The organism is Sphingobium olei (assembly GCF_042678845.1).
Taxonomy (GTDB): domain Bacteria; phylum Pseudomonadota; class Alphaproteobacteria; order Sphingomonadales; family Sphingomonadaceae; genus Sphingobium; species Sphingobium olei.
This window is the reverse complement of sequence record NZ_JBHTLS010000005.1, coordinates 66,452-93,156: the sequence shown is the minus strand read 5'-3', so window position 1 is coordinate 93,156 and position 26,705 is coordinate 66,452. Positions and strand designations below refer to the sequence as shown.

Sequence of the window (26,705 nt, the reverse complement as noted above, 5' to 3'; positions counted from 1 at the left end):
CATGTCGAAACGAAAAGTCGCCTTCCTGTCGGCGGCCATTGTCGCGGTGGCGGGCCTCGGCCTTGCCGCCGCGACCTTTCATCGCGGCGACGACAAGGTGCTGCGCGTCGCCAACCAGAAGGGGCAGGTCAAGGCGATGATGCTCGCCTCCGGTGCTCTGGAAGGCGCGCCCTACACCGTCGAGTGGTCGGAATTTCCCGCCGCCCAGCCGCTGCTGGAGGCGGTCGGCGGCGGCGCTGCGGATCTGGGCCTTGCTGCCGACGCGCCTTTCATCTTCGCCTATCAGAGCGGCAGCCCCGTCAAGGCCATCGCCGTGCAGGCCCCCGCCAACCAGGCGCCCGAAGCGCTCGCCATCCTAGTGAAGAACGGTTCGCCCCTGCGCGGCCCGCAGGATCTGGTGGGCAAATCCGTCGCGACTACGCGCGGGTCGATCGGCCATCATCTGCTGCTCCAGACGCTGGAGCGCGCCAAAATCCCGGTGGACAAGGTGCGCGTCACCTTCCTGCCGCCGGGCGATGCGAAGGCAGCGTTCGACAGCGGCTCCATTGACGCTTGGGCCACATGGACGCCCTATACCAACGTCGCCATCAAGGAAGGCGCGCGCGCCGTCGCGGACGCGAAGGATTATGGCCTGCCGCTCTATATCGACATCGCCCATGCGGATTCGATCGATCCCAAGCGCGCCCTGCTTGCCGACTTCCTGAAACGGGAAGCGAAGGCCGTGGCCTGGGCGCGGCAGCATCCCGATCAGTTCGCGCAGGTGCTCTCGAAGGAGACCGGTCTGCCGCTCGACATCGCGCGCGCCAGTTTCGAACGGAGCAATCGCGTTTCGCGTCCGATCGACGCCGGCATCGTCGCGCATGAGCAAGCGATCACCGCCCGCTTCCAGAAGGCCGGCCTCATCACCGGCCCGCGCGACGTGCGGCTCGCCTTCGACGGCAGCTTCGGCAAGGGCCAAGAATAAGTTTTCCGCAACCAAGCCGATCTTCAGTTTAGCTGAAGTCATCGATGGATGACCGAACTCATTTATCAACTAAATCCATAGAGAATAGACCGCCCTCAACATCCTGTGGGGGACTCATTACAATGATCAAAAGCCGCCTATTTCTTTTCTCGACAGCGCTTTCGGCTGTCACCTTCGCTGTCTCGCCGGCCGGCGCGCAGAGCGTCTCCGCGCCCGATCAGGCCGCCGCGGACGCCGCGGCCGACGCCGGCACGATCATCGTCACCGGCGTTCGTGGCGCGCCCCGCACGGTCGCGGAAAGCCCTGCGCCGATCGATGTCGTGGGCGCGGAAAAGCTGCAGGCGACCGGCTCGGCCGAGTTCGGCGAGGCGCTGTCGAAGCTGCTTCCGTCGCTCAATTTCGGCGCGACCCATGCCGGCGTCTTCTCCATCGGCCGCCCCGTCACCAATCGCGGCCTCGCGCCCGCTTATACGCTGGTGCTGGTGAACGGGAAGCGGCGGCACAACGGCGCGTTTCTCAACAATTCGACGGCCGACACATCGGGCGCGAACCCGGTCGACATCGACCTCATTCCCACCAGCGCGATCGACCGGATCGAAGTGCTGAAGGATTCGGCCGCCGCCCAATATGGTACGGACGCGATTGCCGGCGTCATCAACATCCAGCTCGCCAAGAAGGAAGGGCTGAGCGGCGATTTCACCTACGGCACGCTCTACGACGCCAATGGCAAGCCGGACAGCTGGAAGGGGACGATCCGCTACGGCACGAAGATCGGCGACAATGGCGGTTTCCTGACGATCAGCGGCGACATCCGCAAGCGGGGCGGCGCATGGTGGAACCTGCCCGCCACCGACACCAACCTCTATGGCCTTCCGCCCGGCCGCACCATCGACCAGGTGGTGGCGACGAGCGGCCTCACCCGCGCCCAGGTGGAGGCGAACGTCGCCGCCGCCAACGCCCGCAACGCGCAGTGGAACCGCGACGGCGCGCATAATGGCGATCCTCAGATCAAGGCGTTCAACCTCAGCTACAATGCCGAGCTGCCGGTGACGGAGACTGTCACCCTCTACAGCTTCGGCACCTATGGCGAGCGTGACGCGCAGATCGGCAACAACTTCCGTCGCCCCAACAGCACCGCCAATTTCACGGCGCAGTTCCCGGACGGCTATTATCCGCTCAACAATATCGAGGAAAACGACTTCCAGTTCGTCGGTGGCCTGCGCGGCACGCTGGCAGGGTGGGACTATGACGTCTCCTCCTCCTTCGGCCGCAATTACAGCCATCAATTCTCCAAGCTGTCGGTCCGTCCCTCGCTCGGGCCGACCGGCCCCACGGAATGGCCCAACCTCGCCAATTTCGAGTTCCGCCAATGGACCCACAATGCCGACCTGCACCGCAGCGTCGACATCGGCCTCGCAAAGCCGCTCGAAATCTCGATCGGCGGCGAATATCGGCTCGACCGCTTCCGCACCTTCGCCGGCGATCCGCTCGCTTATCAGCCCGCGACCTACACCTTCAAACCCGGCGATCAGCAATATGACTGGAATGTCGGGCGCATCGCCTCGCCGGTGGTGCAGGGCGCGATCGTCCTCTCGCCGGCGGACGAAGCCGACATCAGCCGGAAAGTCTATGCCGGCTATGTCGACCTTGGCATCTACCCCGCCGACGCCTGGTATATCGGCGCGGCAATCCGGGCCGAACATTATGACGACGGATCGGGCAGCCCCATCGGCCTCAAGCTCAACAGCCGTTACGAATTTAGCCCCGCGCTGGCGATCCGCGGCACGGTCGGCACCGGCTTCCGCGCGCCTTCGCTGACGCAGATCGGCTATGCGCAGACGGACGGCCGCACCTCCTCTTTCTTCAACCCCGCCACTGGCCAGACCGAACTGCGCCCCACCGTCGCCAAGCTGGTGACGGCGGACTCGACCGTCGGCCAGTTGCTGGGCGCCAAGCCGCTCAAGGCGGAAAAGACCTGGAACGCCGGCCTCGGCTTCGTCTTCACGCCAACGCCGGCGCTCTCGATCACGCTCGACGGCTATTATATTCGAATCAAGGACCGAGTGGAGAGGACCGGCCGCCTGTTCGGCCCCGGCATCTCAGCGATCCTCGCGGCCAATGGCCTCTCCGACATCGAACAGGCGGAATATTTCATCAACGCCGCCGACACGGAAACCAAGGGGTTCGACCTCGTCGCCGATTATAGCCGCACCATTGGCGATCTCGGCAAGTTCGGCCTGACGCTGGCGTTCAACTATTCCAAGACGGACGTGACGGATGTCGTCGCCACCCCGTCGCAGCTCTTCGCCGCCAACGGCACGTCGCTGCTCGGCGCCGGCTCCGTCTTCTTCGGCGGCGACAAGATCGGGGAACTGGAAGTGCTCCAGCCCCACACCAAGCTGGTGAGCACGCTCAACTGGTCGAAGGGCATTTTCGGCGTCAGCGTCACCGCCACCCGCTACGGTAAATATACCCAGCGCACGGCGGCCGGCGACGACCGTTATTTCGGCGCGAAGATCATCACCGATGCCAGCATCAGCGCGAAGGTGACCGACTTCGCAACCCTCTCGGTCGGCGCGACCAATCTCTTCGACGTCCGCCCCGAAACCAACGGGCCGGGCAATCCCCAGACTGGGCAGGGCTATTATGGCCCGTCGCCCTTCAACCCGGCAGGCGGCTATTATTATGGACGGATCGCTCTTGCATTCTGACCGGCGCACCTTCCTTGCCGGCGCGGCCGCCCTTGCCCTGTCCGCCTGTGGCGGGGGCGGGAAGGGCGGTGGCACCAAGCTGGTGCTGGGCGATCAGGTCCATCTCCTCCAGTCGAAGGCGGAGGCGGCGCATGCACTTGGCAACCTGTCCTACGACATAGAATGGGCGAATTTCGTCGGAGCCGCGCCTTTGCTCGAAGCCCTCAACGCCGGGGCGGTCGATATCGCGCCGGCGGGCGACCTGCCGGTCGTGCTCGCGGCAGCGGCGAAGGTGCCGTTGAAGATCATCGCCGGTGCCGTCTCCTCCACCCGCGACATCGGCATCATCGTGCCGCCCGGCTCTCCGATCCGATCAGTGGCCGAGCTTGCTGGCCACCGCGTCATCGTCTCCAGCGCGCGCGGCAGCATCTCGCACTATCTCCTCCTCCAAGCGCTCAAGGAAGCGAAGCTCGACCGGCGGAAGGTCGACATCGGCTTCATGCTGCCCAACGATGCCGCCGCTGCCTTCGCCGCCGGGCGGATCGACGCCTGGGCCACCTTCGGCACCTATCAGATCGCGGCCGAACAACGCGGCGCGCGCGTGTTGCGGGACGGGCAGGGAATCAACACCGGCCTCACCCTCATCGCCGCGTCGCAGGCCGCGCTGGACGATCCCGCCAAGCGGGCCGCGCTCAAGGACGTGCTCGCCCGCTTCCGCAAGGCCAGCCTCTGGGCGCAGGCGCACCCGGCCGACTATGCCGCCGTCTTCGCAAATGCCACCGGCGTCGATCCCAAGCTCGCAAAACTGATCGTCGAGCGCCAGAATCCGGTGCTGATCGCGCCTGACGCCGCCGTCATCGCGCCGCTTCAGCGCGTCGTCGATCGCTTCCATGCCGATGGCGAACTGCCCGCTCATGTCGATGTGGCGTCCATCATCGATCCCGGCATCTTCCCGGCATGAGCGGTGCTTCGCGACCCTTCAGAAATCCTCGTTGGGCGGCCCCATGCCGTCCCTCTACACTTGCGCCCAAAGGAGCATCGCCATGGCTACAGTCCTGAAAGACGACCGGTTCCGCCATTCCGACATCAGCGAAGCCGAATGGAAGGTCCGCGTCGATCTTGCCGCCTTCTACCGCCTCTCCGCCCTCTATGGCTGGGATGACTTCATCTACACCCACATCTCCGCGCGGGCGCCGGGACCGGACCATCATTTCCTCATCAACCCCTTCGGGCTGATGTTCGACGAGATCACGGCGTCCAGCCTGGTAAAGGTGGATCTCGATGGCAACGTCATCGGGGAAAGCGACTATGGCATCAACTATGCCGGCTATGTGATCCATTCGGCGATCCACGGCGCGCGCGAGGACGCCCACTACATCGCCCATTTCCACAGCGCCGACGGCATGGCGGTTTCCGCCCATGCCGAAGGGCTGCTGCCGCTGAACCAGCGCGCGCTCGCCCTGATCCCGCGCCTGTCCTATCATGACTATGAAGGCGTGGCGCTGAACCTGGACGAGCGCGAGCGGCTAGTCGCAGACCTTGGCGACACCAAGGTCATGCTGCTGCGCAACCATGGCACGCTGGCCTTGGGATCGTCTCCGGGCGAGGCATTCAGTGGCATCTATCATCTGGAGGAAGCCTGCAAGGCCCAGGTCCGCAGCCTAGCCGTCGGCCGCGACAATGTCCTGATCGCGCCCGAAGCCGCGCAGGAGGAAGTGCGCCGCCAGATCAGCCGCCAGCGCAAGCCGGTCGAGGGCGGCAAGTCGCATTACGACCTCGTCTGGGAGGCCGCCCTGCGCAAGGCGGAACGCCAGTCGCCCGGCTTCGACGCCTGAAAGGGCACGCCATGACCAAGCGGCAGTTGAAGCTAGGCCTCGTCCCATCACCAGCGCCAGTCCGCGCGGCAGGACGCTCCCTGACGCGCAGACACATAATCTATGAAAAATCATCGCTTTTTCAGCAGCAACTCTCGTTGGCGGCAATGACGCTCCGCCATCATCATGGATCGAACCCGTATGGAGCTCCGACTATGGCGACACTTCTCACCCACTCCCTTAAAAGCCGCTACGCAGCCTTGCAGGCGGAAAGAGAGCGGAGCTGGGCGCCCGCCCAGCTGGAAGCGAACGCCGGCCAGCGCCGCGTCCTGACGGAGCGCTTCGATCCCACGGCTATCGCGCAGCCGGGCGACGCGCTTCCCGACTTCGCCTTTCAGGAGGTCGGCGGAGAGCGGCTGACGCTGGAGGAATTGACGCAGAGTCGCTCCGCGCTCTTCATCTTCTTCCGCTTCGCGGGCTGTCCCGCCTGCAACATCGCGCTGCCCTATTATGCCGAAACGCTGTACCCGGAACTGGCGGAGCGCGGCATCCCGCTGGTGGCGCTCAGCCCGCAGCGTGCGGATCGTCTGATGGACATCAAGGTCCGGCACGATCTGCCTTTCGCCGTGGCGACCGACACCGACAACGGCCTTGCCCGCCACATCGGCATCGCCTTCGATCCCGACGACCGGCCTTCGCCGCCGCCGGTCGGATGGATCGGCGAAGTCACCGGAACGGGCAGCTGGACGCTGCCCCAACCCGCCGTGCTGCTGGTCGGCCCCGGCCGCGTCGTCCGCGCGCTTCAGGTCAGCCCCGACTGGCTCGACCGGCCCGAGGCGGACAGCATCCTGGCGCTGCTTTAGGGCCGCGCCCTTTCGATCCATCCGTCAGCTAAGGATGCGGACCGGCACGCCCTTCGATGCTGGCGTCTTCGACTGCTCGTCGTGCAGCCACAGCGGGATCAGCGGGTTGAGCTCGGGATAATAGCCCGCCAGGCAGCCGCGCGGCAGCAGGAAGGGCGTGACGGCAAGGCCGTCGACCTGGCGATGGACGCCGTCCCCCGCGTCGCTCGCCAGGCTGACGCGTTGCCCCCGGGTCAGGCCCGCCGCCGCCATGTCGTCCGGGTTCATCAACACCACGTCGCGCGTCCCCTCTATCCCGCGCAACCGGTCGGAATAGCCGTAGATGGTGGTGTTGAACTGGTCATTGGATCGCAGCGTCATCAGCCGGAAACGCCCCTCCGCCGGCGCGAAGCCGAGGGCGTTCATCCGGGTCGGCACGGTAAACTGCGCCTTGCCGCTCTTCGTCTTCCATATCCGCTCCCGCGCGCTATTGCCGCGGTAAAAGCCGCCGGGCGTGAACACGCGCGCGTTGAAGTCGTGGAACTGCTCGGGATAGGTTGCTTCGATCGCGTCGCGGATGCGCGCATAGTCGGCCGTCCACGCGTCCCAATCCAGCCTCGGATTGGGCGCGAGCGTTGCCTTCGCCATGCCCGCGACGATCGCGACCTCGGATCTCAGATGCGCCGACGCCGGCCGGTTCTTGCCCAACGAACCATGGATGCAGGACAGCGAATCCTCCATCGTCACCGCCTGCGCGCCGCTCTCCTGCATGTCCTGCTCCGACCGGCCGAGGCAGGGGAGGAGGTAGGCGACCTTGCCGTTGACGAGGTGGCTGCGGTTGAGCTTCGTCGCGATCTGCACCGTCAGGTTGAGCTTGGTCCAGGCCGCTTCCATGTTCTCGCTTTCGGGAATGGCGCGCAGAAAATTGCCGCCCAGCCCGATGAAGGCGCGCACCTCGCCCGACAGGATCTTCTCGCATCCCTCGACCGTGTTCATCCCTTCGTCGCGCGGCGGTTCGAACCCATATTGCGCGGCGATCCGGTCCAGCGGCACCAGCTCGGGCTTCTCCGAAATGCCGACGGTGCGCTGCCCCTGTACGTTGGAATGACCGCGCACCGGCGATATGCCCGCGCCTTCGCGCCCGACATTGCCGCGCAGCAGCCACAGGTTGGTCAACATGGTCAGGTTGTCGAAGCCGTGGACATGCTGGGTCAGCCCCATGCCCCACATGCAGATAGCGCGCTCCGCCTCGACATAGATCTGCCCCGCCGCTTCCAGATCGGCGCGGGACAACCCGCTCTCCCGCTCTATCTCGTCCCATCCGGTCGCGTCGACATGCGCCTTCATCGCGGCGAAACCGGCCGTGTGCTGCTCTATGAAGTCGATGTCGAGGACATGGGCCTGCTCCTGCGACCATCGCCGTTCCTCGGCCGCGAGCACATATTTGATGAGGCCGGTGATCGCCGCGATGTCGCCGCCTGTCCTGACCTGCAGATAAAGGCTGGAGATGCGCGTCGCCTTGGGCGTCAGCATCTCCACCGGGCTTTGCGGATTCTTGAACACCTCCAGCCCCTTCTCGACGATCGGGTTGAAGGTGACGATCTTGACGCCGCGCTTCACCGCCTCCTGCAAGGGATGCAGCAAACGCGGGCTGTTGGTGCCGGTATTCTGGCCGAAGAAGAAGATGGCGTCGCAATGGTCGAAGTCGGACAGGACGCAAGTGCCCACCGGCGAACCGATCACGGTCCGCAATGCCACCGACGTGGTTTCGTGGCACATGTTGGAACTGTCGGGCAGGTTGTTGTGGCCATAGGCGCGGGCGAACAGCGCGTAGAGATAGCTGGTTTCCAGGCTTGCCCGCCCGGACGCATAGAATATGGCGGACTTGGGATCGATCGCCTTCAATTCCCGGCCGATCGCCGCGAACGCTTCGTCCCAGGAACAGGGGACATAGATGTCCTGCTCCGCATCGAACCGCATCGGGTGGGTCAGGCGGCCAAGCTGCTCGAGATCATGGTCCTTCCATGTCTTGAGGTCGCTTGCCTTGTGCCTCGCCAGCACCTCGGGCGTGCAGCGGCGGCTGGTCAGTTCCCATAGCGTTGCCTTCGCGCCGTTTTCGCAGAATTCGGCGGCATGGGGATGTTCGGGCTTCCCCCACGCGCACGACACGCACATGAAGCCGCCCGCCTTGTTCATCCGCCGCAGCGTGTCGATCGCCGCGAGAGTGGGCCGCTCGCGCCACGCGACTTCCGCTATGCCCCTCAGCGATCCCCATCCGCCTTTGGTCCCGTTGTAATGGACCGTATCCTTCCGCTTCGCCATCCGGGCAGTCTCCTGGTGCGATCGATTGCGCATCGGGCACGCGGCGCGACCGATCCTCATTTTGAGGACGGACGCGTCGGTCGTATCGCCGCTCGGGCGAAACAAGAAACGCGTCCGTCGCTGGTTGCCGGAAACTGGCGGGAGAGGCAATTTTTATCGGGCGTGGCGGACCTGCCTATTCATAGCGAAGGGCATGGATGGGATTGGTGCGCGCGACGCGAAAACTGTGCGCGCCGATGGTCGCCACCGCGATCAGCAGCGCCAGCCCGCCCGCCAGGATGAAGGGCAATGGGGTCAGCGTGATCCGCGCGTCGAACCCGTTCAGCCAGTCGCGCATCACCCACCAGGCGATCGGCCAGGCGATGATGTTGGCGATCAGCACCGGGCGGCTGAACTGCCACACCAGCAGCTGCACGATCCGTCCCGTGCTCGCACCCAGCACCTTGCGGATGCCGATCTCCTTGGTGCGCCGCTGCGCCGTGAAGGCGGAGAGGCCGAACAGCCCCAGGCAGCCCACGATCACCGCCAGCAGGGCGAAGGCGGCAAAGGCCTGCGCGCGCGATTCCTCGGCATGGTAGAGGTCTCGCACGATGTCGTCGCCGAAGCGCGCGCTGAACGGCACGTCGGGGGCCAGCCGCTTCCACACCGCCTCGATGCGCGCCAGCACGGTCGCCGGATTGCCGCTATAGCGCACCAGCATCTCGTTATGATTGTCCCGGTCATAGTAGAAGAAGATCGGGTCCAGCGGATCGCGGATCGACCGGAAGCGGGAATCGCGCACCACGCCGATGATGGTGACGGGCACGCTGCCGCCATATTCGTCCTGCACCAGGCTGGCCCGGACCTGCTTGCCGATCGCCTCCTGCGGCGATCCGAAGCCCAGCCGGCGGACGGCCAGTTCGTTGATGACCGCATTGGCCCCCCGCGCGGCAAAGGCCCGCTCGGCCGCCGGATCGGCGGGAAAAGGCCGCGTCGCATCGTCGATCGGGCGGTTGATGTCGAATGTCCGTCCGGCGATCAGCTTGATGCCCATCGTGTCGAAGAATTTGGTGTCGACCTGATAGCTGCCGATGTTGATCGGGTCGTGCCGCCCCGGCACGATGATGCCGTTGTTGGTGCTGTTCTTGGTGTTGATGCCGATGGTGGTGCGCCCGACCGCCGTCACGCCGTCCAGCTTGCCGATTTCCGCGACCATGGTGTCCAGCACGGGATTGAGCTGGGGGCGGCTGATCCCGGAAATCTGGATCAGCCCCTCCCGCTTGTAGCCGGGGTCCGAATTGCGGGCGTAGATCGTCTGCGCATAGACGACGGCGGTGCAGATGATGAGCCCGATCGACACCGCGAACTGCGCCACCACGAGCGCGCTGCGCAACCGGCCCGATCCTTCCGCGTCCGCCGCCGACTTGTTCGCCTTCAGCACCCGCGCCGGCTGGAACCGCGACAGGTAGAAGGCCGGATAGGCTCCCCCCGCAACACCGACGAACAGGACGAGACCGACGATGGGCAGGATCAGCCCGCCGCTGCCGAAATAATGCAGCGTCAGCTCCGCGTCGAGGAAGCGGCTGACGAGCGGCAACAGCAATTCCGTGAGCGCCAGCGCCACCAGCATCGCGACCGCCGACACCAGGATGGATTCACCGATGAATTGCAGCACCAGCTGCCGGCGATTCGCGCCCAGCACCTTGCGCAGCGCCACTTCGCGGGCGCGCTGGCTGGCGCGGGCCGTCGCCAGGTTGACGAAGTTGACGCAGGCCATGCCCAGGATCAGCAGCGCGACGATGGCGAAAGTGACGATCGACCGGCGATCGTTGCCCGGCGTCATCGCCCCGTTCTGCGCCTTGCCCAGATGCACGTCACGCACATTGACCAGCGCGAAATCCATGTCGTCGCCCTGGTTGAGCCGGCGGCCGCCGAAAAACTGGTCGGGAATATTGCGCTTCTCCCATTGCGGCAGCTGCGCATTGATCGTGGCCACGTCCGCGCCGGGCTTCAGCCGGGTGTAGATCCAGCCCGACTGCCAGCCATATTCGCGCAGGAAATCGGGCAGCTGCGCCCAGAAACTCACCGGATCGTAGCGCGCGAGCATGGAAATTTTGAGGTGCGACGCCTTTGGCAGATCCTTCAAGATACCGGTGACGCGATAGTCGGCCGAATTGCCGCGGGAGATCAGCGTCAGCGTTTGCCCCATCGGGTTCTCGTCGCCGAACCGCCGCTTCGCCTCGCTCTCGCTCAGCACCAGGTCGCCCGGCTTGGCGAGGGCGGTGCGCGGGTCGCCCCTGACCAGCGGCAGGTCCAGCACGTCGAACAGCGGACCGTCGACATATTGCATGTCCTCAACCTCGCTCGCCTCACCGTTGCGCAGCACGACCGGCCCGGCCGACAGCATATGGACCGAAGCCTCGATCTGCGGGAAATCCTTCCGCAGCGCCGCCTGCGCAACATAGGGCGCCATCTGCAAATTATTCTGCTGGCCGTTTTCGGGATCGGTATAATAGGTCTGGACCTGGAATGTCCGGTCCGCATGCCCCATCCACCCGTCGAACGTCAGCTCGTTGCGCACGAACAGCAGGATGATGAGGCAGGCGGCCATTCCGGTCGCCAGTCCCAATATGTTGATCGCCGCATAGGTCCGGCTCTTGAGCAGCGACCGCAGCCCGACCGTCAGATAATTGCGCCACATGGGCTCGTCTCCGTGCGCTTGAGGGGTAGGGGGTCAGGCGGCGCGGCGCCGTTCCTGCAGGACGCGGCCGTCCAGCATATGGACGACGCGGCTGGCATAATCCGCATGGGCGGGCGAGTGGGTGACCATGACGATGGTCGATCCTTCGGCGTTCAGCGTCTGGAGCATCTTCATCACTTCCTCGCCATGGCTGGTGTCCAGGTTCCCGGTCGGCTCGTCCGCCAGGATGAGGCGCGGCTGCGACACCAGCGCGCGGGCCACCGCCACGCGCTGCTGTTGGCCGCCCGACAGCTGGCTCGGCCGATGGCGGGCGCGATGGGCGATGCCGACCCGGTCCATCACCGCCTCGACCTTCGCCTTGCGTTCGGACGCGGGCATGGCGTGATACAGCAGCGCCAGCTCGATATTCTCAGCCACGGTCAGCTCGTCGATCAGGTTGAAGCTCTGGAAGATGAAGCCCAGATGCGTCTTGCGGATGCCGGCCAGCTTCGGTTCGGGCAGTCCCGCAATCTCGATGTCGCCAAAGCGGTAGGAGCCGCTCGACGGGCTGTCGAGCATCCCGATGACGTTCAGCAGTGTCGACTTGCCGCAGCCGGACGGTCCCATCACCGCCACGAACTCGCCTTCGAAAATGTCGAGGTCGATCGCGTCGAGCGCGGTCGTCTCCACCATGTCGGTGCGATAGACGCGGCTGAGTTCACGCAGGCTGAGCATCGCTTGGGTCATGTCTTTGCCTTTCATTTCTGTTCGAGAACCAGCCGATCCTTGTCGGCGAGACCGGAATAGGGGGATGTGAGCACCTTCTCGCCGGGCTCCAGCCCGTCGAGAATTTCGATGTAATCGGCATTGCGGCGGCCCAGCCGCACGGCGCGCTTCACTGCCTCGCGGCCATCGGGCGTCACCACGAACACCCATGCACCGCCGGTTTCATTATAATAGCTGCCGTTGGGGATCAGCCGGGCACGCACCGGATCGCCCAGCGTCAGCTTCGCCTGCAACGTCTGGCCGCGCTGGATCTGCGGCGGCTCGCCTGCCAGGAACTGCAGGTCGATCTCGAATTGCCCGTTGCGCACCGTGGGATAGATTTTCGCGACCTTCATCGGGTAGCGCTTGCCGTTCCACTCCACGTTGGCGGTCTGGCCCAGCTGCACGCGCGGCAGATAATATTCGTCGATCGCGGCCACCAGCTTGTTGCGGCCCGGGCTGTCGATCTGCCCCAGCCGCTCGCCCCGCGCCATCGACTGGCCCACCTGGATCGAGAAAGCGGAAACCGTCCCGGCCACCGGCGCGCGCAGGTTCAGCGCTTCCAGGCTGCCGCGCGCCACCGCCAGGCTGGATTGCAGCGTGTCGGCCGATGCGCGCAACTGGGCGAGCTGGCTGGTCTGCAGCCGCTCGTCGTTCCGCTGGGTCGTCGCCAGCACGGCGTGCCGGTCGCGCTGATAGGCGATGTCGTCGCGCGTGTCCTCAAAAGTGCGCCCCGCCACGAAGCCGCGCGCGGCCAGAGGCGCCTCGCGGTCATATTGCCGCTGCGCCTTTTTTAGCGCGAGATCGGCCTCCAGCAGCGCGCGGCTGTTCGCCAGCCGGGTCTGCGACAGCGCCAGTTCCTGGCTGCGCATGGAATTGAGCTGCTGCGTCACTTCCGTCTGGCGCGCCAGCACGGACAGTTGCAGTTCCGCGTTGGACAGCCGCGCCAGCAGCTGGCCCTTCTGCACGGTGGCGCCGTCCTCGACCAGAACCTCCTCGACCCGGCCGCCTTCGATCGCGTCGAGATAGACGGTGATGAGCGGCGTCACCCGCGCGCGCAGCGGCAGGAAGTCGTCGAACCGCCCCTGCGTCACCGTCGATACGACCACGCGGTCGGTCGGCACTGTCTGGCTGCTGCTGTCCGGCATGGCGAACCACGCGACGCCCAGCAGCGCGGCCGCGCCCACAGCGCCGAGCGCCAGCTTGGCCTTGAGCGGCAGCGTCCGCCGCTGCACCACCTTGTCCATCGCGCCGCCGCTGCGCGGCTGTTCGGCGCGCTTGGGTTCGGCTGCCATGCTGACCACGCTCATGCCCGCTTCCTATGCTGTCCGATTTCGATCATCCCTTGTCCGATCCCGAACATCAGGCCAGAAAGGGCTTGCAGGTCGCCGCCGGGCGAAGCGGGCAACGGGGCGTGGCGTCCCGCGCCGTCATCTGGCGCGGCGTTTCGCAGCCAAAAGCACGGGAGGCGGCCATCGGCGCGCCCGAAACCAGCAGGATGGCGGCAATGCCAAGGGGCACGAAGAGGAATGGGGATAATGAGGAGCGGGGGCGCGGATACATTCTCAAATCTCCCTTTGGCTTTGGCGGCCGGGCCGTTCGGCTATCCCGTCGCAAAGGGCGTGCCATTTGCGGCAACAGCGCATCTTTCGCCGCTGTCGGGCAAGCCACGCGCATATGGCACGATTATTGATTGCGCGGTTCCGGACAGTGACTGTGCGGGAGCGGACAGATGACGCCGGCTAAGCCCTTCGACCTCTGCGTCGTCGTCGACGACGATGACGACATATTGCTGGCCGCCCGCCTGCTGCTGCGCAGTCTGTTCCGCGACGTCCAGACCTATCCCGATCCCGAAGCCGCATTCGCGGCGACGGCGGGCCTCACGCCCGAAGCGATCCTGCTCGACGCCAATTTCTCGCGCGGCGCGACCAATGCGGCCGAAGGGTTCGAATGGCTCGGCCGCTTCCTCGCGCGCGATCCGCAGGCCGTAATCGTGATGATCACCGCCCATGCCGGGGTGCAGGTCGCGATCGAGGCGATGAAGCGCGGGGCGACCGATTTCGTGACGAAGCCCTGGTCGAACGAGCGGCTGCTCGCCACCGTGCGGACCGCAGCCGCGCTGCGCGCATCGCGCCGGGATGTGGCGGAAAAGGACAAGGTGGCGATGATCGCCGCGGCACCCACCGGGGAAACGCCGCTGTTGGGCACATCGCGCGCCATGGTCAGGGTGCAGCAGTTGATCGACCGCGCCGCGCCCACCGACGCCAATGTCCTGATCCTGGGCGAAAACGGCACGGGCAAGGAACTGGTCGCGCGCGAACTGCACCGCCGCTCCGGCCGCGCCGACCGCATCATGCTGCCGGTCGATCTCGGCGCGGTGGCCGAAAGCGTGATTGATTCCGAACTGTTCGGCCATGTGAAGGGGGCCTTCACCGACGCGCGCGCCGACCGCATCGGCCGGTTGCAGGCGGCCAATGGCGGCACGCTCTTCCTCGACGAGATCGGCAATCTGCCGCTGCATCTGCAACCCAAGCTGCTGACCGCGCTGGAACAGCGAAAGGTGACGCCGGTGGGCGCGAACAAGGCGGTGCCGGTGGACATCCGCGTGATCGCCGCCACCAACTTGAGCGCCAGCCAGATCGCCGACGAACGCCGCTTCCGCCAGGACTTGCTGTTCCGCCTCAACACGGTCGAGATCGTCCTGCCGCCCCTGCGGGAGAGGCGGGAGGATATCCCTGCGCTCGTCGCCCATTATCACGCGCTCTACGCCCGCAAATATGGCGAGCCGGTCCATCCGATCGCGCCGGACCTGATGGCCGCGATGGTCGCCTATGACTGGCCGGGCAATGTCCGCGCCCTGCGCCACGCGATCGAGCGCGCGGTCATCCTCGCGGGCGATGCGCCCTTCGGCATGGACGATATTTCCCTCCGCCCGCCCGAAGGCGCGCCGCCGGTCCGCGTCGATCGCGCCGCCGTGGTGGAGGCTGCCCCGCCGCCCGACGACATGAACCTCGAACGGGTGGAGCGCCGGCTGGTCGAGGCGGCGCTCACCAAACATGGCTACAATATCTCGGGCGCGGCCGCCGAACTCGGCCTGACCCGCGCCTCCCTTTATCGCCGCATGGAAAAACATGGGCTTTGATCGTCACTACGCGCTGGGCCTCGCCCTGCGCCTTCTGCTGGTGCTGGCCTGCCTCGCGGCGCTGGCCTGGTCGCTGCTTACGCCCGGCCTCGGCGCGGTCCGCATCCTGTGTGCGGCGGGCGCGGCGGTCAGCGCCATGGCACTCTGGAGCCATGTGCGCCGCGCCAATCACGAAGTCGCCCGCTTCGTCGAGGCGATCCAGTTCGGGGATCTTCAGGCGCGCTTCGCCCGGCCCGGATCGGACAGCGGCTTCGACATATTGGGCGACGCGCTCGACCGTGGCATCCGCAAGCTGCGCGACGACCGGGTGCGCTTGCAGGAAGCGTCCCGCTTCTACGAGGCGCTGGCCGACGACGCGCCGACAGCCCTGCTCACCGTCGATCCCGAAGGGCGGATCGAACCGGTGAACAAGGCGGCGCGCAAGCTGTTCAACCGCCATGTCGGCGTGCGCCCGGACGACTATGCCTGCTATGGCGGCCATTTCGCCGCGACGCTGGGCGCGCTGGAGCCGGGGCGCAGCCAGACGATGCTGATCGAAACCGACATCGGCCCCCAGCGCGTCCTCATCCGCTGCGGCAGCCTGACGCGGCTTGGCGGCGCGACCCGCGTCATCGCGGTTCAGGTGATCCAGCAGGCGCTCAATGCCGTTGAGGTCGCCGCGCAAAGCGACCTCATCCGCGTGCTGACGCATGAGATCATGAACTCGATGACCCCCGTCACCTCGCTCGCCCGCACCGCGTCCGACCTGATGGAGCAGGCCGACGATGGCGGGAACGCGCTGATCGCGGATGCGCGCGCGGCGGTCGACACGCTCGCCCGCCGGGCGGATGGCGTCATGCATTTCGTCGAAACCTATCGCACCATCACCCGCCCGCCGCAGGTCGATCGTCGCCTCTTCGCGGCGCGCCCCTTCGCTGACGAACTGGCGAAGCTCTTCTCCGCAGACATTGACCGCTCCAGCATCCGCCTCGACGTCAGCGTCAGCCCGGCCGACCACCGTATCGACGCGGACCCGGACCTGCTCGCCCAGGTGGTCATCAACCTGTTGCGCAACGCGGCCGACGCTGCGGAATGCCATCGCGACAATCCCGAAATATCGCTCGGCATCACCGCCATCAGCGCCGGCCGCACCCGGATCGAGGTGGCGGACAACGGCCCCGGCGTGCCCGAAGCGCTGCGTCATGACATCTTCCTGCCATTCTTCACCACGAAGAAGACCGGCAACGGCATCGGCCTCAGCTTCGGGCGGCAGGTGCTGTTGGCGCATGACGGCAGCATAGAGATCGACGCGGCACCGTCCGGCGGCGCGCTGTTCCGCCTGACGCTCTAGCCTGCGCGCCTCGGTGCAGGGCGCTTGACGCCGCCCGGCACCGGCCATAGGGCTTCGGCACGGCTTGTTGCGGCATCGGAGACACCCGCCCGTGGAGGAAATCGCCCTGGAGCGTCCGCCGGGATACCGCTATTCCCGGCGCGGCACGCTACCGTTGATCCGGCAGCTGTCCGTCATCGATAATCGCCGCAATGCCATCCTGCTGCTGCTCCAATGGGCCATCATGATCGCTGCCTGCGCGCTCGCCATCCGCGTCGACAGCGTGCCGGTCTATCTGATCGCAGGCTTCGTCATCGGATCGCGCATTCAAGTGCTGGCGGTGATGATGCATGACGCGTGTCACGGCATGTTGTTCAGCAATCGCCGCGTCAACGACCTCGTCGGAGACCTGTTCGTCGCCTATCCGCTCGGTTTCAGCATCCATCTCTACCGCGCCAATCATCTCTATCACCACCGCTACACCAACACGCTGCGCGACCGCGATTATCGGGTGCAGCGGCGCGATCCCGACCAGCATTTCCCCAAGAGCCCCGCCGCCATGGCCTGGCTGCTGGTGCGCAGCGTCACCGGCCTCAACTTCTATCGCATGGCGCGCGACAGCCGCATCTGGGCACCCTTCGCCAATTTCCACAATCCCGGCCGCTTCGGCTATGACTATCCACTGGCCCTGCGCATCCGCTACGTGGTCTGGGCGGTCGCCTTCTACGGCTTCATCCTCTGCCTGCCATGGCGCTGGCAGATATTGGGGCTGCTGCTGATCCCGCAATTCATCTGGGCCAATGTCTTCAACCGGATCAGGGCGATCGCGGAGCATAATGGCGTCGCCAACGAACGGGAATTGAACGGCACGCGCACGATCATCCCGACGCTGCTCGACCGCTTCCTGATCGCGCCGCTCAACGTCAGCTATCATCTGGAACATCATCTGTTCCCCTCGGTCCCCTGGACCAACCTGCGCCGGCTGCACCAGCACCTGATGACCGATCCCGCCTTCGCCGCGCACGCCCATATCTCGCAGGGCTATTGGGGCGTGATCCGGGAACTGATGCCGCCCGCAGCGCCTCGCGCCCCTGATCCCAAGGCGCGCGCCTGATGGAGACCATCGGCCGCGATCTCAATGAGATGCAGCGGGTGCCGCTCGCCCCCAACCATGTCCAGGCGTTGCGCGCGGCGGGAGCACCCGCCCACTATCCGGCGGGGCAGACAATCGTGCAGCCCGGCGACCCGGTCGATAGCTTCGTCTATGTCGAGGATGGCGAGATCGAGGTGGTCGATGCCTATACCGGCGGCCGCTACGGTTCCTCGACGCTTGGCCCCACGCAGTTCATGGCCGAAATCTCCTTCCTCAGCGGCGGCGTGTGGACCATGCCGATGCGGGCCGTGCGCGACACCCAGGTGACGGAAGTGCCGCGCGACGCCATGCTGCGCCTGATGGCGGAAATGCCTGAAATGTCCGACATCATCATCACCGTCCTGTCCGCCCGGCGTCGGCGGCAGCTCGACAATCGCAACGGTGCGCTCGTCCTCATCGGGGAGGAAGAGGATCGCGACATACGCTGCATCGCCGAATTCGCCAGCCGCAATCGCCTGCCGTTCGCGTCCCACCCCATCGGCAGTGCGGAGGCAGACCGCATCACCGCCAGCTGCGCCATCCCTTCGGACCGTCCGGCGGTGATCTTCGGCCGCGACCGGGTGATAGAGGAGCCGACGCCGCACAAGGTCGCCGAACTGCTCGGCCTCAACCGCGACGTGCGCGAATGCGAGGCGTTCGACGTGATCATCGTCGGCGGCGGCCCGGCGGGCGTGGCGGCGGGCGTCTATGCGGGCGCGGAGGGGCTGAAGGCACTGGTCGTGGAGGATATCGCCATCGGCGGGCAGGCGGGCACGTCCAGCCGGATCGAAAATTATATGGGCTTCCCCACTGGCATCTCGGGCGCGGACCTCGTCTGGCGTGGCGAGGTGCAGGCGATGAAGTTCGGCACCCGCTTCGTCATGCCGCGCCGGGTCGATCAACTGCACCGGTTGGATGACGGCCAGTTCTGCGCCACCTTCGACAATGGGCATCAGGTGCGGGCAGGGGCCATCATCGTCGCGACCGGGGTTCAATATCGTCGCCTGCCGATTCCCCGCTTTGCCGAATTTGAAGGGGCGGGCATCTATTATGCCGCGACCGACAATGAAGCGCGCTATTGCCAGGGTGCGGAGGCCATCGTCATCGGCGGCGGCAACAGCGCGGGGCAGGCGGCCATGTATCTCAGCCGCACCGCCGCCCATGTCCGCCTGCTGGTGCGCGGCCACACGCTCGCCACGTCCATGTCCCATTATCTGTCCAGCCGCCTGGAGGCCGATCCCGCCATCAGCATCGAATATGGCGCGCAGGTGGTGGCGCTGCACGGATCGGGAACGCTCGACGCGGTGACGATCCGGCAGGAAGGCGTGGCCGAGGACCAGACCGTGCCGACCTGCGCCATGTTCGTCATGGTGGGCGCCGCGCCCAATACGGACTGGCTGACCGGCCTCGTCGCACTGGACGAGAAGGGGTTCGTGATGACCGGGGACGCGGTCGAGGGCGGATCGCCCTACGCCACCTCCTGCCCCGGCATCTTCGCGGTGGGGGACGTCCGCTCCGGCTCCGTCAAGCGAGTCGCGTCGTCTGTGGGCGAAGGGTCGGTGGTCATCTCGCGGGTCTGGGACTATCTCAACGACTGACCGCCGCCCTCAAAAGCGGCCTGTTGCATAATCCAATCGCGAAGGCATCGCATCGCCTCATTTTCCGGCCGCGACATCAGGCGGGTCAGCCAGTAGCCTCCTGCGTCGATCACGATCGGGAACGGCTGGACCAGTTGTTCCGCCGCCAGTTCCCGCATAAACATCGCCGGGGGCGCAAGGGCCACGCCAAACCCCCCGATCGCCGCTGATATCATCAGGGCGGAACTGTCGAACATGGGGCCTCGCTGCAACGGAACCGGCGCGCCCGCCGCCTTGAACCAGAGCGTCCACTCATCGGGGCGGTAGGATCGAAGCAACCGCTCTTGGGCGAGGTCGGCGGGCGAGGTCAGCCGCGCCGCAACGGCCGGCGCGCACAGAGGAGTGAACGGCGCGTCCAGGATCGGATCGGCATGGGTGCCGTGCCATGCGCCGTCCCCGAACCGGATCGCGAAATCCAGCGCTTCTCCCGCCAGGTCGACACGGTTGTTGTTGGTGGAAATCCGCAGGTCGATGGCCGGATGCGCGCGGGCGAACGCATCGAGCCGCGGCAGGAGCCATCCGGTCGCGAACGTCCCGACCACCCCGATCTTCACCACCTCGCGAAAGCGGCCGCCTTCATACTGATCCAGCGTCGCGCCCATGCGGTCGAACGCATCGGCCAGGATGGGGACCAGCGCATGCCCTTCGTCCGTCAACGCCAGTCCGCGGGGCAGGCGGTGAAACAGGCGCGCGCCGATCCGTCGCTCAAGCTGTGCCACATGATGGCTGACAGCCCCCTGGCTGACGCACAGTTCGATCGCCGCCCGCGTGAAGTTCAGGTGTCGCGCCGCCGCCTCGAAGGCGCGCAGGGCGTTGAGGGGGAGCTGGGCGCGATCCATAATCCTGTCATCAAATAATCTCATGGCTTTGTCGAGGAATGATGCTTTGTGCCCTTCTCACCGGATCGGCATCTCCGTCGCGAAGGGAGATGAAAATGTCTGCAGTGTTACGCCTCGCGGCGGCGGTCGCCGTCCTGAACCTTATCCCCGGCGTCACGGCGGCGGGGGCACGCCCCATTGCTACCGGCGACGGCGTCGCTCCGGCGGACGATCCGCTGACCCGCCCGATGGCCCTCGACATGGCGGGGGAATGGCTCGCCCCTGTGCCGCCGCAGCGGGTTTTCGGCCGCAGCTATCTGGTGGGGTTCGGCGGACTGAGCGTGGCCCTGATCGACACCGGCGCTGGCCTGATCCTGATCGACGCAGCCTTGCCGCAGGCCGCGCCCGCCATATTGGCGAATGTCCGCAAGCTGGGCTTCGATCCCAAAGACATCAAATTTATTCTGAGCACCGAGCCGCATTACGACCATTCCGGCGGCATTCCCGCTCTGGTCCGCGCGACGGGCGCAGTCGTGGTGGCGAGCGTGCAAGCGGCAGAGGGGCTGCGCGCCGGTCGTCATGCAGCCAGTGACCCGCAACATGGCTATGGCGGCGCGTGGCCGGCCGTGGCGCGGGTCCGCACGGTACGCGACGGCGAGCGCGTGACGCTGGGCCGCACGGCGATCACGGCGCATGCGACGCCGGGGCACACGATGGGCAGCATGAGCTGGAGCTGGAATGCGTGCGAAGGCCGGAAATGTCGCCAGATCGTCTTCGCGTCCAGCCTCAACCCGGTGTCCGCGCCGGGCTATCGCTTCACCGCGCCGTCAAGCGCCCCCATCCTGAAAGGATTCGCGGCCAGCTATCGGGGCATGGAGGCGCTCAAATGCGACATTTTGATATCGGCACATCCCGACAATGCGGGGAGCGGACGCTATGCCAGCGGTCCTGGGGCCTGCCGCCGCTATGTCGAACGGTCCCGCCGTCTGCTGGCGAAGCGCCTAGCTTCGGAGCGCAAACGCCCCTGATTCGTTCTGCCCCGAGGAACCCATGCCGACCAGCCGGGGAGGCGTCGCGAGCGCGTCCGAAGCGCGTCGGGGAAGCGTCGGGAGCGCTTCGCGGACGCTTCGGAAGCGTTTTCGGCGGATTTCCGGGGCCAGACGGTATGAACTTCGTAGGAGCGCTCGAACGTCCACCCCAGCGCCGCTTGCATGCCCCAAAGCAAATCCTTCGCTTGGCGCGGAGCGGCCCGCTGCCTATCTCTGCCCCATATCGAATCGCTATCTAAGTGAAAGCCTGACATGAGCGCCACCCATTCCACCCGCATGTTGATCCTGGGTTCCGGCCCCGCCGGCCTGTCCGCCGCCATTTACGGCGCGCGCGCCGGCCTAGCGCCGATCGTGGTGCAGGGGATGCAGCCGGGCGGCCAGCTCACCATCACCACCGACGTTGAAAATTATCCCGGCTTCCGCGATGTCATCCAGGGCCCCTGGCTGATGGAGCAGATGCAGGCGCAGGCCGAGCATGTCGGCGCGCAGATGATGTACGACCAGATCGTCGACGTGGACCTTTCCGAACGGCCCTTCCGTTTGCGCGGCGACAGCGGCACGCTCTATGTCGCTGACACGCTTGTCATCTGCACCGGCGCGCAGGCCAAATGGCTGGGCGTCGAGGGCGAGGAGCATTTGCAGGGCAAGGGCGTTTCCGCCTGCGCCACCTGCGACGGTTTCTTTTATCGCGGCAAGAAGGTGGTGGTGATCGGCGGCGGCAACACCGCGGTCGAAGAAGCGCTCTACCTCACCAACCACAGCCATGACGTGACGCTGATCCACCGCCGCGATTCGCTTCGCGCGGAAAAGATCCTGCAACAGCGGCTCCACGCCCACCCGAACATCAAGATACTCTGGAACAAGGCGGTCGAACGCTTCGTCGGCGGCGGCGCGCCGGAAGGGCTGGTTGGCGTCGACCTCATCGACACGGTGACGGGGGAGAAGAGCCATGTCCCGACCGACGGCGGCTTCGTCGCCATCGGCCACCATCCCGCGACCGAGCTTTTCGCTGAGAAGCTGCCGCTCGACGAAGGCTATATCGTGGTGGAAAAGGGCACGACCCACACCGCCATTCCCGGCGTCTTTGCAGCAGGCGACGTCACCGACAAAATCTATCGCCAGGCGGTGACGGCCGCAGGCATGGGCTGCATGGCCGCGCTCGATGTCGAGCGCTTCCTGCAGGAACAGGATTTCGAGGAACTGGTGGAGGCCTAAGCAATTTCGAAGCGGACGAATCGTCCGCTGGCTCGGAAATGCGGCAATTAGAACGTTCTAAGCCTCGGCCGTCTTCATCCGGGTGAAGGCCAGCAGCGACCCGAACGTCTCGAACGTGTCGCCGTCGATATCCTCATCCTCGATGAGGATGCCGAACCGGTCCTCCATCTCTGTCAGCAGCCCGGCGACCGCCATGGAATCCAGTTCGGGCAGCGCGCCGAACAAGGCGGTTTCGGCGTCGAAGCCATCGACCCGCTCCTGCGTCAGGCCAAGCACGTCACGCAGCAGCGTGCGAAGCTGGGTTTCCACATCGGCTATCCGGTCGACCGGTTGGGATTGATGGGCTTGCATGGTGCGCGCTACGTAATGGCTGCCGGCTCAGCCGACAAGCGCGGAAATCGCCGTCCGCGCCGCTGGCAGCCAGGCGGAAGCGAAGCGCGGGTTGAAGGCGTCGATGCGGTGGAGGGGCAAGCGCACATCCATCCAGTCGCTCTTATAGGCATTGTCGCCGGTGCCGTAATCGATCGTCTCGACCCGGTCGACATCGATGGCATGGGCGAACATGGCGTGGCTGAGCAGCGTGCCGGGCGATCGCGCGTCGAGCGCGCGATCATGATTGAGCTTGTGGATCAGCGCCGCGCCGCCCTCCACTGTCCACAGCTGCGCCGCCACCGCACGGCCGTCCCGCCGCGCGAAACCCAGCCGCAGCCGCCCCGCTGCGCCCTCCCGTTCCGCGATCTCCCGCAACAGCGCCAGCCCGCCCGCCGGCTCTGGCTCTTTCCAGCTACTCTCATGGACCGCGACATAATCCGCCCACAGCGCGTCGGAGAGCATGTCGTGAATGGACAGCGCGAATGGATCGGCACGTCCCTTGCGCCGCACCAGCGCCCGCAACCGGCCCGGCCGCCCCGACCAGTAGTCGGCGAAGCTGCGCCCCTCGACCCGCAACAGGTGCCGTCCGCCCATCGGCCTCGCCACTGCGAACCAGCCAGTCCGGCGTAGCGCCGCCAGCAGTTCGTCCGGCGCTTCCAGCGGATAAAGATCGACATGCGCGCGCCCGTGCATCATCTGCCGCGCCGCCGCGTCCAGCAACCTGACCCGCGTCTCGCCGTCCGGCTCGCCCAGAAACAGCGGTGCCCAGCGGAAACTATACCAGTTGGCGAGCGCGGTCGCCTGCCGCGGCGCGGGAGACGCCAGCATCATCCAGACTTCGGCATGGCCCTCCACCGCCTGAATGATGCGAGGGGATGTTCCGGCCAAGCAATGGCGATGCAGCGCCTCATACCACTCGATCCGGTCGAACAGCGAAGGCAAGGGCACGGGGGACAGCCGGGACGCAAGCGCGCCCCGCACCTCCTCCATGCTGTGATATTCCCTTGACGCCAGCAACCGACTATCTCCACCGCACGCTCGCGCCACCTGTAGGACCAAAAGATCGCCATGGAGTTAAGCGCCTGTGACTGAAGCCCATCCGTTGATCGACGGCGCGGAGTTTCGTCCGATCGACCATCTGCTGCTGCGCGGCAGCGCCGAGCGCATGGCGCTCGACGGGCGGTCGGGCAGCTATGACTATGCGGAACTGGAGCAGGCGCTGGGCCGGCTGGCCGCCTGGCTAGCCGGTTTCGGGCTGGAACCCGGCGCGCGCGTCGCGAGCTGGATTGCAAAGGGGCCGGTCGCCGCGCTGATGCCGCTCGCCGCGCCACGCGCCGGCCTCGTCCATGTGCCCATCAACCCGCTGCTCAAACATGCGCAAGTCTCGCACATCCTGTCGGACAGCGGCGCGCGGCTGCTGATCGGCACCGCCGCCCGGCTCGATACCCTGCTGGATGGCGACGTGCCCGCCGATTGCCAGCTTCATAGGGAGGACGACGCAGCCTGCGCCATGAGCGGTGGTGATCCGCTCGGCCCCTCATCCGCCACGCCAGATGGTATCGCTGCGATCCTCTACACCAGCGGATCGACCGGACGGCCCAAGGGCGTGGTCCTGACCCACGCCAATCTTTGGCTGGGGGCGGTCGCCGTGGCCGACTATCTGGAGCTAACGGCGGAGGATCGCACCGCCTGCGTCCTGCCCTTCAGCTTCGACTATGGCCAGAATCAGCTGCTTTCCACCTGGTATGCGGGCGGGTGCGTCTATCCACTCGACTATCTGACGCCGCGCGACGTCATGAAGCTGGTCGATCGGCGCGACATCACCACGCTGGCCGGCGTCCCGCCGCTGTGGGTGCAGCTTGCCGAACTGGACTGGCCTGCGGAAACAGCCGAGAAGCTCAAGCGCCTGACGAACAGCGGTGGCGCGCTGACGCGCCCACTTGTCGCGAAGCTGCGCGCGCTGTTTCCCGACGCCCATCTCTATCCCATGTACGGCCTCACCGAAGCCTTCCGCTCGACCTATCTCCCGCCGGCGCTGGTGGAAGCGCATCCCGATTCCATGGGCCGCGCCATTCCCTTCGCGGAGATATTGGTGGTCCGCCCCGATGGGAGCGTTACCGATGACGACGAGCCGGGCGAACTGGTCCATTCCGGCCCGCTGGTCGCGCAAGGCTATTGGCGCGATCCCGTCCGCACCGCCGAGCGGTTCCGGCCCGCCCCGAGCGCATCGCGCTATGGCGGCATGGCGGTCTGGTCCGGCGACACGGTGCGACGGGACGCCGAAGGGCTGCTCTATTTCGTCGGTCGGGACGACGCGATGATCAAGTCGGCCGGCAACCGGATCAGCCCGACCGAGATAGAGGAGGCCGCCGTTTCCGTCCCAGGCATTGCCGAAGCCGTCGCGCTCGGCATAAAGGACGACCGGCTCGGGCAGGCCGTGCGCCTGCTGATCCGGACGGCCGCCCCGCAAGCCGTGGAGGCGGTCGCCGCTCACCTCAAGCAGGAACTCCCCAACTTCATGCAGCCCAAGGACATCATCCTTCTTCCCGAATTTCCCCGCAATCCCAATGGCAAGATCGACCGGGTTGCTTTGGCGAAGGAGCATGGCGCGTGAAGCCCACCGGACCCATCCCGCCTTGGTTTACGGCGGAGGAAGGGATGCTGCTGATCGCCGGCTGCGGCGCGGCGGCGCTCGTCGATGAGGCAGGCGACACGCCGCTCTTCGCCTATGACATGGGGATTGTGGAGGCGCAGGTCCGCCGCTTCCGCGAAGCCATGACGGATGGATTGCATCTGCATTACGCCATCAAGGCCAATCCTTTTGCGCCTCTGCTCGCCCGCATGGCCGGACAGGTCGATGGTTTCGACATCGCGTCGGGCGGCGAACTGGACATGGCGCTGTCCGCCGGCATGGCTCCAGATCGCATCAGTTTCGCGGGGCCGGGCAAGCGGGATGACGAACTGGAAGCCGCCATTTTCGCCGGTGTGACCATCAATCTGGAGTCCGAAGGGGAGGGGCGGCGGGCGCTTGCGGCCGCCGACCGGCTGGGCAAGACGCCGCGCCTCGCGGTGCGGGTCAATCCCGATTTCGACCTCAAGGGATCGGGTATGCGCATGGGGGGCGGGGCAAAGCCCTTCGGCGTGGACGCGGACCGTGCCGCCGCGTTGGCGCGCGCGATGATCGACGCTGGCGCGGACTGGCGCGGCTGGCATATCTTTGCAGGTAGTCAGAATCTGGACCCCCTCGCGATCATCGAAACGCAGTCGGCCACGATTGCGCTCGCCGCCCGCCTGTCGGATCAGGTCGGCGCAGCCCCGCCGCTCGTCAATCTGGGCGGCGGGTTCGGTCTTGCGTATTTCCCCGGCGACACGGCCCTCGATATCCGGCCGATCGGCGTGGCGCTGGACAGCGAAATGGACAGCCTGCCGGATATTTTGCGCGACAGCCGCATGGCGCTGGAACTGGGCCGATGGCTGGTCGGGGAAGCGGGCGTCTATCTGACCCGCGTCCTCGACGTGAAGGTCAGCCAGGGCGAGACGTTCGTGGTGGTCGACGGCGGCCTGCATCACCAGCTCGCCGCCAGCGGTAATTTCGGCACGGTGGTGCGCCGCAACTATCCGATTGCCGTCGCCAACCGCTTCGGCGCGCCACCTGCCGCCGATCCGGTGACCGTTGTCGGCTGCCTCTGCACGCCGCTGGACCGGCTAGGCGACAAGGTTGCGCTGCCTACGGTTCGGGAGGGGGATTTCATCGCCATCTTCCTTGCCGGGGCTTATGGTGCCTCCGCCAGCCCTGCGGCATTTCTGGGTCATCCAAGTCCTCGCGAACTTTTACTTGGCTGATTTCACGCAGACTTAACTCCTAACGCTATTTTTACCCTTTGCCGGCAAGAAGAAGCCCAAAGCCTTGTGCCGCCAAGTCGCCGAACCAGAGTCGGTGGCGGTTCGCGCACGGCCCGGTGAAGGGGTTTGTCT

Annotated in this window: 21 protein-coding genes; 13 read left to right on the top strand and 8 right to left on the bottom strand. The window is 66.1% G+C overall.

Annotation, left to right across the window (positions count from 1 at the left end):
* Position 1: 1 nt before the first annotated feature.
* From ACFQ24_RS00495 to ACFQ24_RS00475, 5 genes are all read left to right on the top strand, one after another.
* Positions 2–964, top strand: coding sequence for an ABC transporter substrate-binding protein (locus ACFQ24_RS00495; protein WP_380908284.1), 963 nt, complete (start codon positions 2–4; stop codon positions 962–964).
* 122 nt (positions 965–1,086) lie between these two features.
* A complete protein-coding gene (locus ACFQ24_RS00490) occupies positions 1,087–3,675 on the top strand; it encodes a TonB-dependent receptor plug domain-containing protein (protein ID WP_380908282.1) in 2,589 nt (862 codons plus the stop codon).
* Positions 3,650–4,615: an ABC transporter substrate-binding protein gene (locus tag ACFQ24_RS00485; protein WP_380908281.1), complete on the top strand. Its 966-nt coding sequence runs from the start codon at positions 3,650–3,652 to the stop codon at positions 4,613–4,615. Before ACFQ24_RS00490 ends, ACFQ24_RS00485 begins: the two co-directional genes overlap by 26 nt.
* Before the next feature lie 82 nt (positions 4,616–4,697).
* Positions 4,698–5,489 (top strand): class II aldolase/adducin family protein, encoded by a 792-nt coding sequence (locus ACFQ24_RS00480; protein WP_380908279.1) that lies wholly within the window; start codon positions 4,698–4,700, stop codon positions 5,487–5,489.
* A 194-nt stretch (positions 5,490–5,683) separates the two neighbouring features.
* On the top strand, positions 5,684–6,331 hold the full coding sequence (locus ACFQ24_RS00475) for a peroxiredoxin-like family protein (protein WP_380908277.1): 648 nt from the start codon (positions 5,684–5,686) through the stop codon (positions 6,329–6,331).
* 24 nt (positions 6,332–6,355) lie between these two features.
* Here the strand turns inward: ACFQ24_RS00475 and ACFQ24_RS00470 are convergent, their stop codons facing one another.
* From ACFQ24_RS00470 to ACFQ24_RS00450, 5 genes are all read right to left on the bottom strand, one after another.
* Positions 6,356–8,632 carry an FdhF/YdeP family oxidoreductase gene (locus tag ACFQ24_RS00470; RefSeq protein ID WP_380908275.1) on the bottom strand — a complete coding sequence of 759 codons (2,277 nt, stop codon included), beginning with the start codon at positions 8,630–8,632 and terminating at the stop codon, positions 6,356–6,358.
* A 175-nt stretch (positions 8,633–8,807) separates the two neighbouring features.
* Positions 8,808–11,312: an ABC transporter permease gene (locus ACFQ24_RS00465; protein ID WP_380908273.1), complete on the bottom strand. Its 2,505-nt coding sequence runs from the start codon at positions 11,310–11,312 to the stop codon at positions 8,808–8,810.
* A gap of 33 nt (positions 11,313–11,345) precedes the next feature.
* Entirely contained in the window at positions 11,346–12,038 is a 693-nt protein-coding gene (locus tag ACFQ24_RS00460; RefSeq protein WP_380908271.1) for an ABC transporter ATP-binding protein, read from the bottom strand.
* Positions 12,039–12,049: 11 nt separating this feature from the next.
* The gene (locus ACFQ24_RS00455) at positions 12,050–13,366 is read right to left on the bottom strand and encodes an efflux RND transporter periplasmic adaptor subunit (protein WP_380908269.1); all 1,317 of its coding nucleotides are present in this window, start codon (positions 13,364–13,366) and stop codon (positions 12,050–12,052) included.
* A gap of 52 nt (positions 13,367–13,418) precedes the next feature.
* Positions 13,419–13,619: a hypothetical protein gene (locus ACFQ24_RS00450; RefSeq protein ID WP_380908267.1), complete on the bottom strand. Its 201-nt coding sequence runs from the start codon at positions 13,617–13,619 to the stop codon at positions 13,419–13,421.
* 169 nt (positions 13,620–13,788) lie between these two features.
* Between ACFQ24_RS00450 and ACFQ24_RS00445 the strand changes: the two genes are divergently transcribed.
* The 4 genes from ACFQ24_RS00445 to ACFQ24_RS00430 all read left to right on the top strand — a co-directional run bounded on the left by ACFQ24_RS00445 (position 13,789) and on the right by ACFQ24_RS00430 (position 19,237).
* Positions 13,789–15,198 (top strand): sigma-54-dependent transcriptional regulator, encoded by a 1,410-nt coding sequence (locus ACFQ24_RS00445; RefSeq protein ID WP_380908265.1) that lies wholly within the window; start codon positions 13,789–13,791, stop codon positions 15,196–15,198.
* Positions 15,188–16,528 (top strand): sensor histidine kinase, encoded by a 1,341-nt coding sequence (locus ACFQ24_RS00440; RefSeq protein ID WP_380908263.1) that lies wholly within the window; start codon positions 15,188–15,190, stop codon positions 16,526–16,528. The genes ACFQ24_RS00445 and ACFQ24_RS00440 overlap by 11 nt, the downstream gene beginning before the upstream one ends.
* 91 nt (positions 16,529–16,619) lie before the next feature.
* On the top strand, positions 16,620–17,621 hold the full coding sequence (locus ACFQ24_RS00435; protein WP_380908261.1) for a fatty acid desaturase family protein: 1,002 nt from the start codon (positions 16,620–16,622) through the stop codon (positions 17,619–17,621).
* On the top strand, positions 17,621–19,237 hold the full coding sequence (locus tag ACFQ24_RS00430; RefSeq protein WP_380908259.1) for an FAD-dependent oxidoreductase: 1,617 nt from the start codon (positions 17,621–17,623) through the stop codon (positions 19,235–19,237). Before ACFQ24_RS00435 ends, ACFQ24_RS00430 begins: the two co-directional genes overlap by 1 nt.
* Here ACFQ24_RS00430 and ACFQ24_RS00425 read toward each other — a convergent pair.
* On the bottom strand, positions 19,222–20,115 hold the full coding sequence (locus tag ACFQ24_RS00425; protein WP_380908257.1) for a LysR substrate-binding domain-containing protein: 894 nt from the start codon (positions 20,113–20,115) through the stop codon (positions 19,222–19,224). The two genes, ACFQ24_RS00430 and ACFQ24_RS00425, sit on opposite strands and share 16 nt — an antisense overlap.
* Positions 20,116–20,210: 95 nt before the next feature.
* Between ACFQ24_RS00425 and bla the strand changes: the two genes are divergently transcribed.
* The gene (gene bla / locus ACFQ24_RS00420) at positions 20,211–21,122 is read left to right on the top strand and encodes a subclass B3 metallo-beta-lactamase (RefSeq protein WP_380908255.1); all 912 of its coding nucleotides are present in this window, start codon (positions 20,211–20,213) and stop codon (positions 21,120–21,122) included.
* 273 nt (positions 21,123–21,395) lie between these two features.
* Positions 21,396–22,358: a thioredoxin-disulfide reductase gene (gene trxB, locus ACFQ24_RS00415; protein WP_380908253.1), complete on the top strand. Its 963-nt coding sequence runs from the start codon at positions 21,396–21,398 to the stop codon at positions 22,356–22,358.
* Positions 22,359–22,415: 57 nt separating this feature from the next.
* On the opposite strand, the gene ACFQ24_RS00410 is transcribed toward trxB, so the two are convergent.
* Positions 22,416–22,709, bottom strand: a complete 294-nt coding sequence (locus ACFQ24_RS00410; protein WP_380908251.1) for an acyl carrier protein — start codon at positions 22,707–22,709, stop codon at positions 22,416–22,418.
* Between the two features lie 27 nt (positions 22,710–22,736).
* Positions 22,737–23,747 carry a GNAT family N-acetyltransferase gene (locus ACFQ24_RS00405; RefSeq protein WP_380908249.1) on the bottom strand — a complete coding sequence of 337 codons (1,011 nt, stop codon included), beginning with the start codon at positions 23,745–23,747 and terminating at the stop codon, positions 22,737–22,739.
* An 85-nt stretch (positions 23,748–23,832) separates the two neighbouring features.
* Here ACFQ24_RS00405 and ACFQ24_RS00400 point away from each other — a divergent pair, with 85 nt between their 5' ends.
* Together ACFQ24_RS00400 and ACFQ24_RS00395 are read left to right on the top strand one after the other, a co-directional pair.
* On the top strand, positions 23,833–25,344 hold the full coding sequence (locus tag ACFQ24_RS00400) for an acyl-CoA ligase (AMP-forming), exosortase A system-associated (RefSeq protein WP_380908565.1): 1,512 nt from the start codon (positions 23,833–23,835) through the stop codon (positions 25,342–25,344).
* Positions 25,341–26,573, top strand: coding sequence for a pyridoxal-dependent decarboxylase, exosortase A system-associated (locus ACFQ24_RS00395; protein WP_380908247.1), 1,233 nt, complete (start codon positions 25,341–25,343; stop codon positions 26,571–26,573). Before ACFQ24_RS00400 ends, ACFQ24_RS00395 begins: the two co-directional genes overlap by 4 nt.
* Positions 26,574–26,705: the final 132 nt, after the last annotated feature.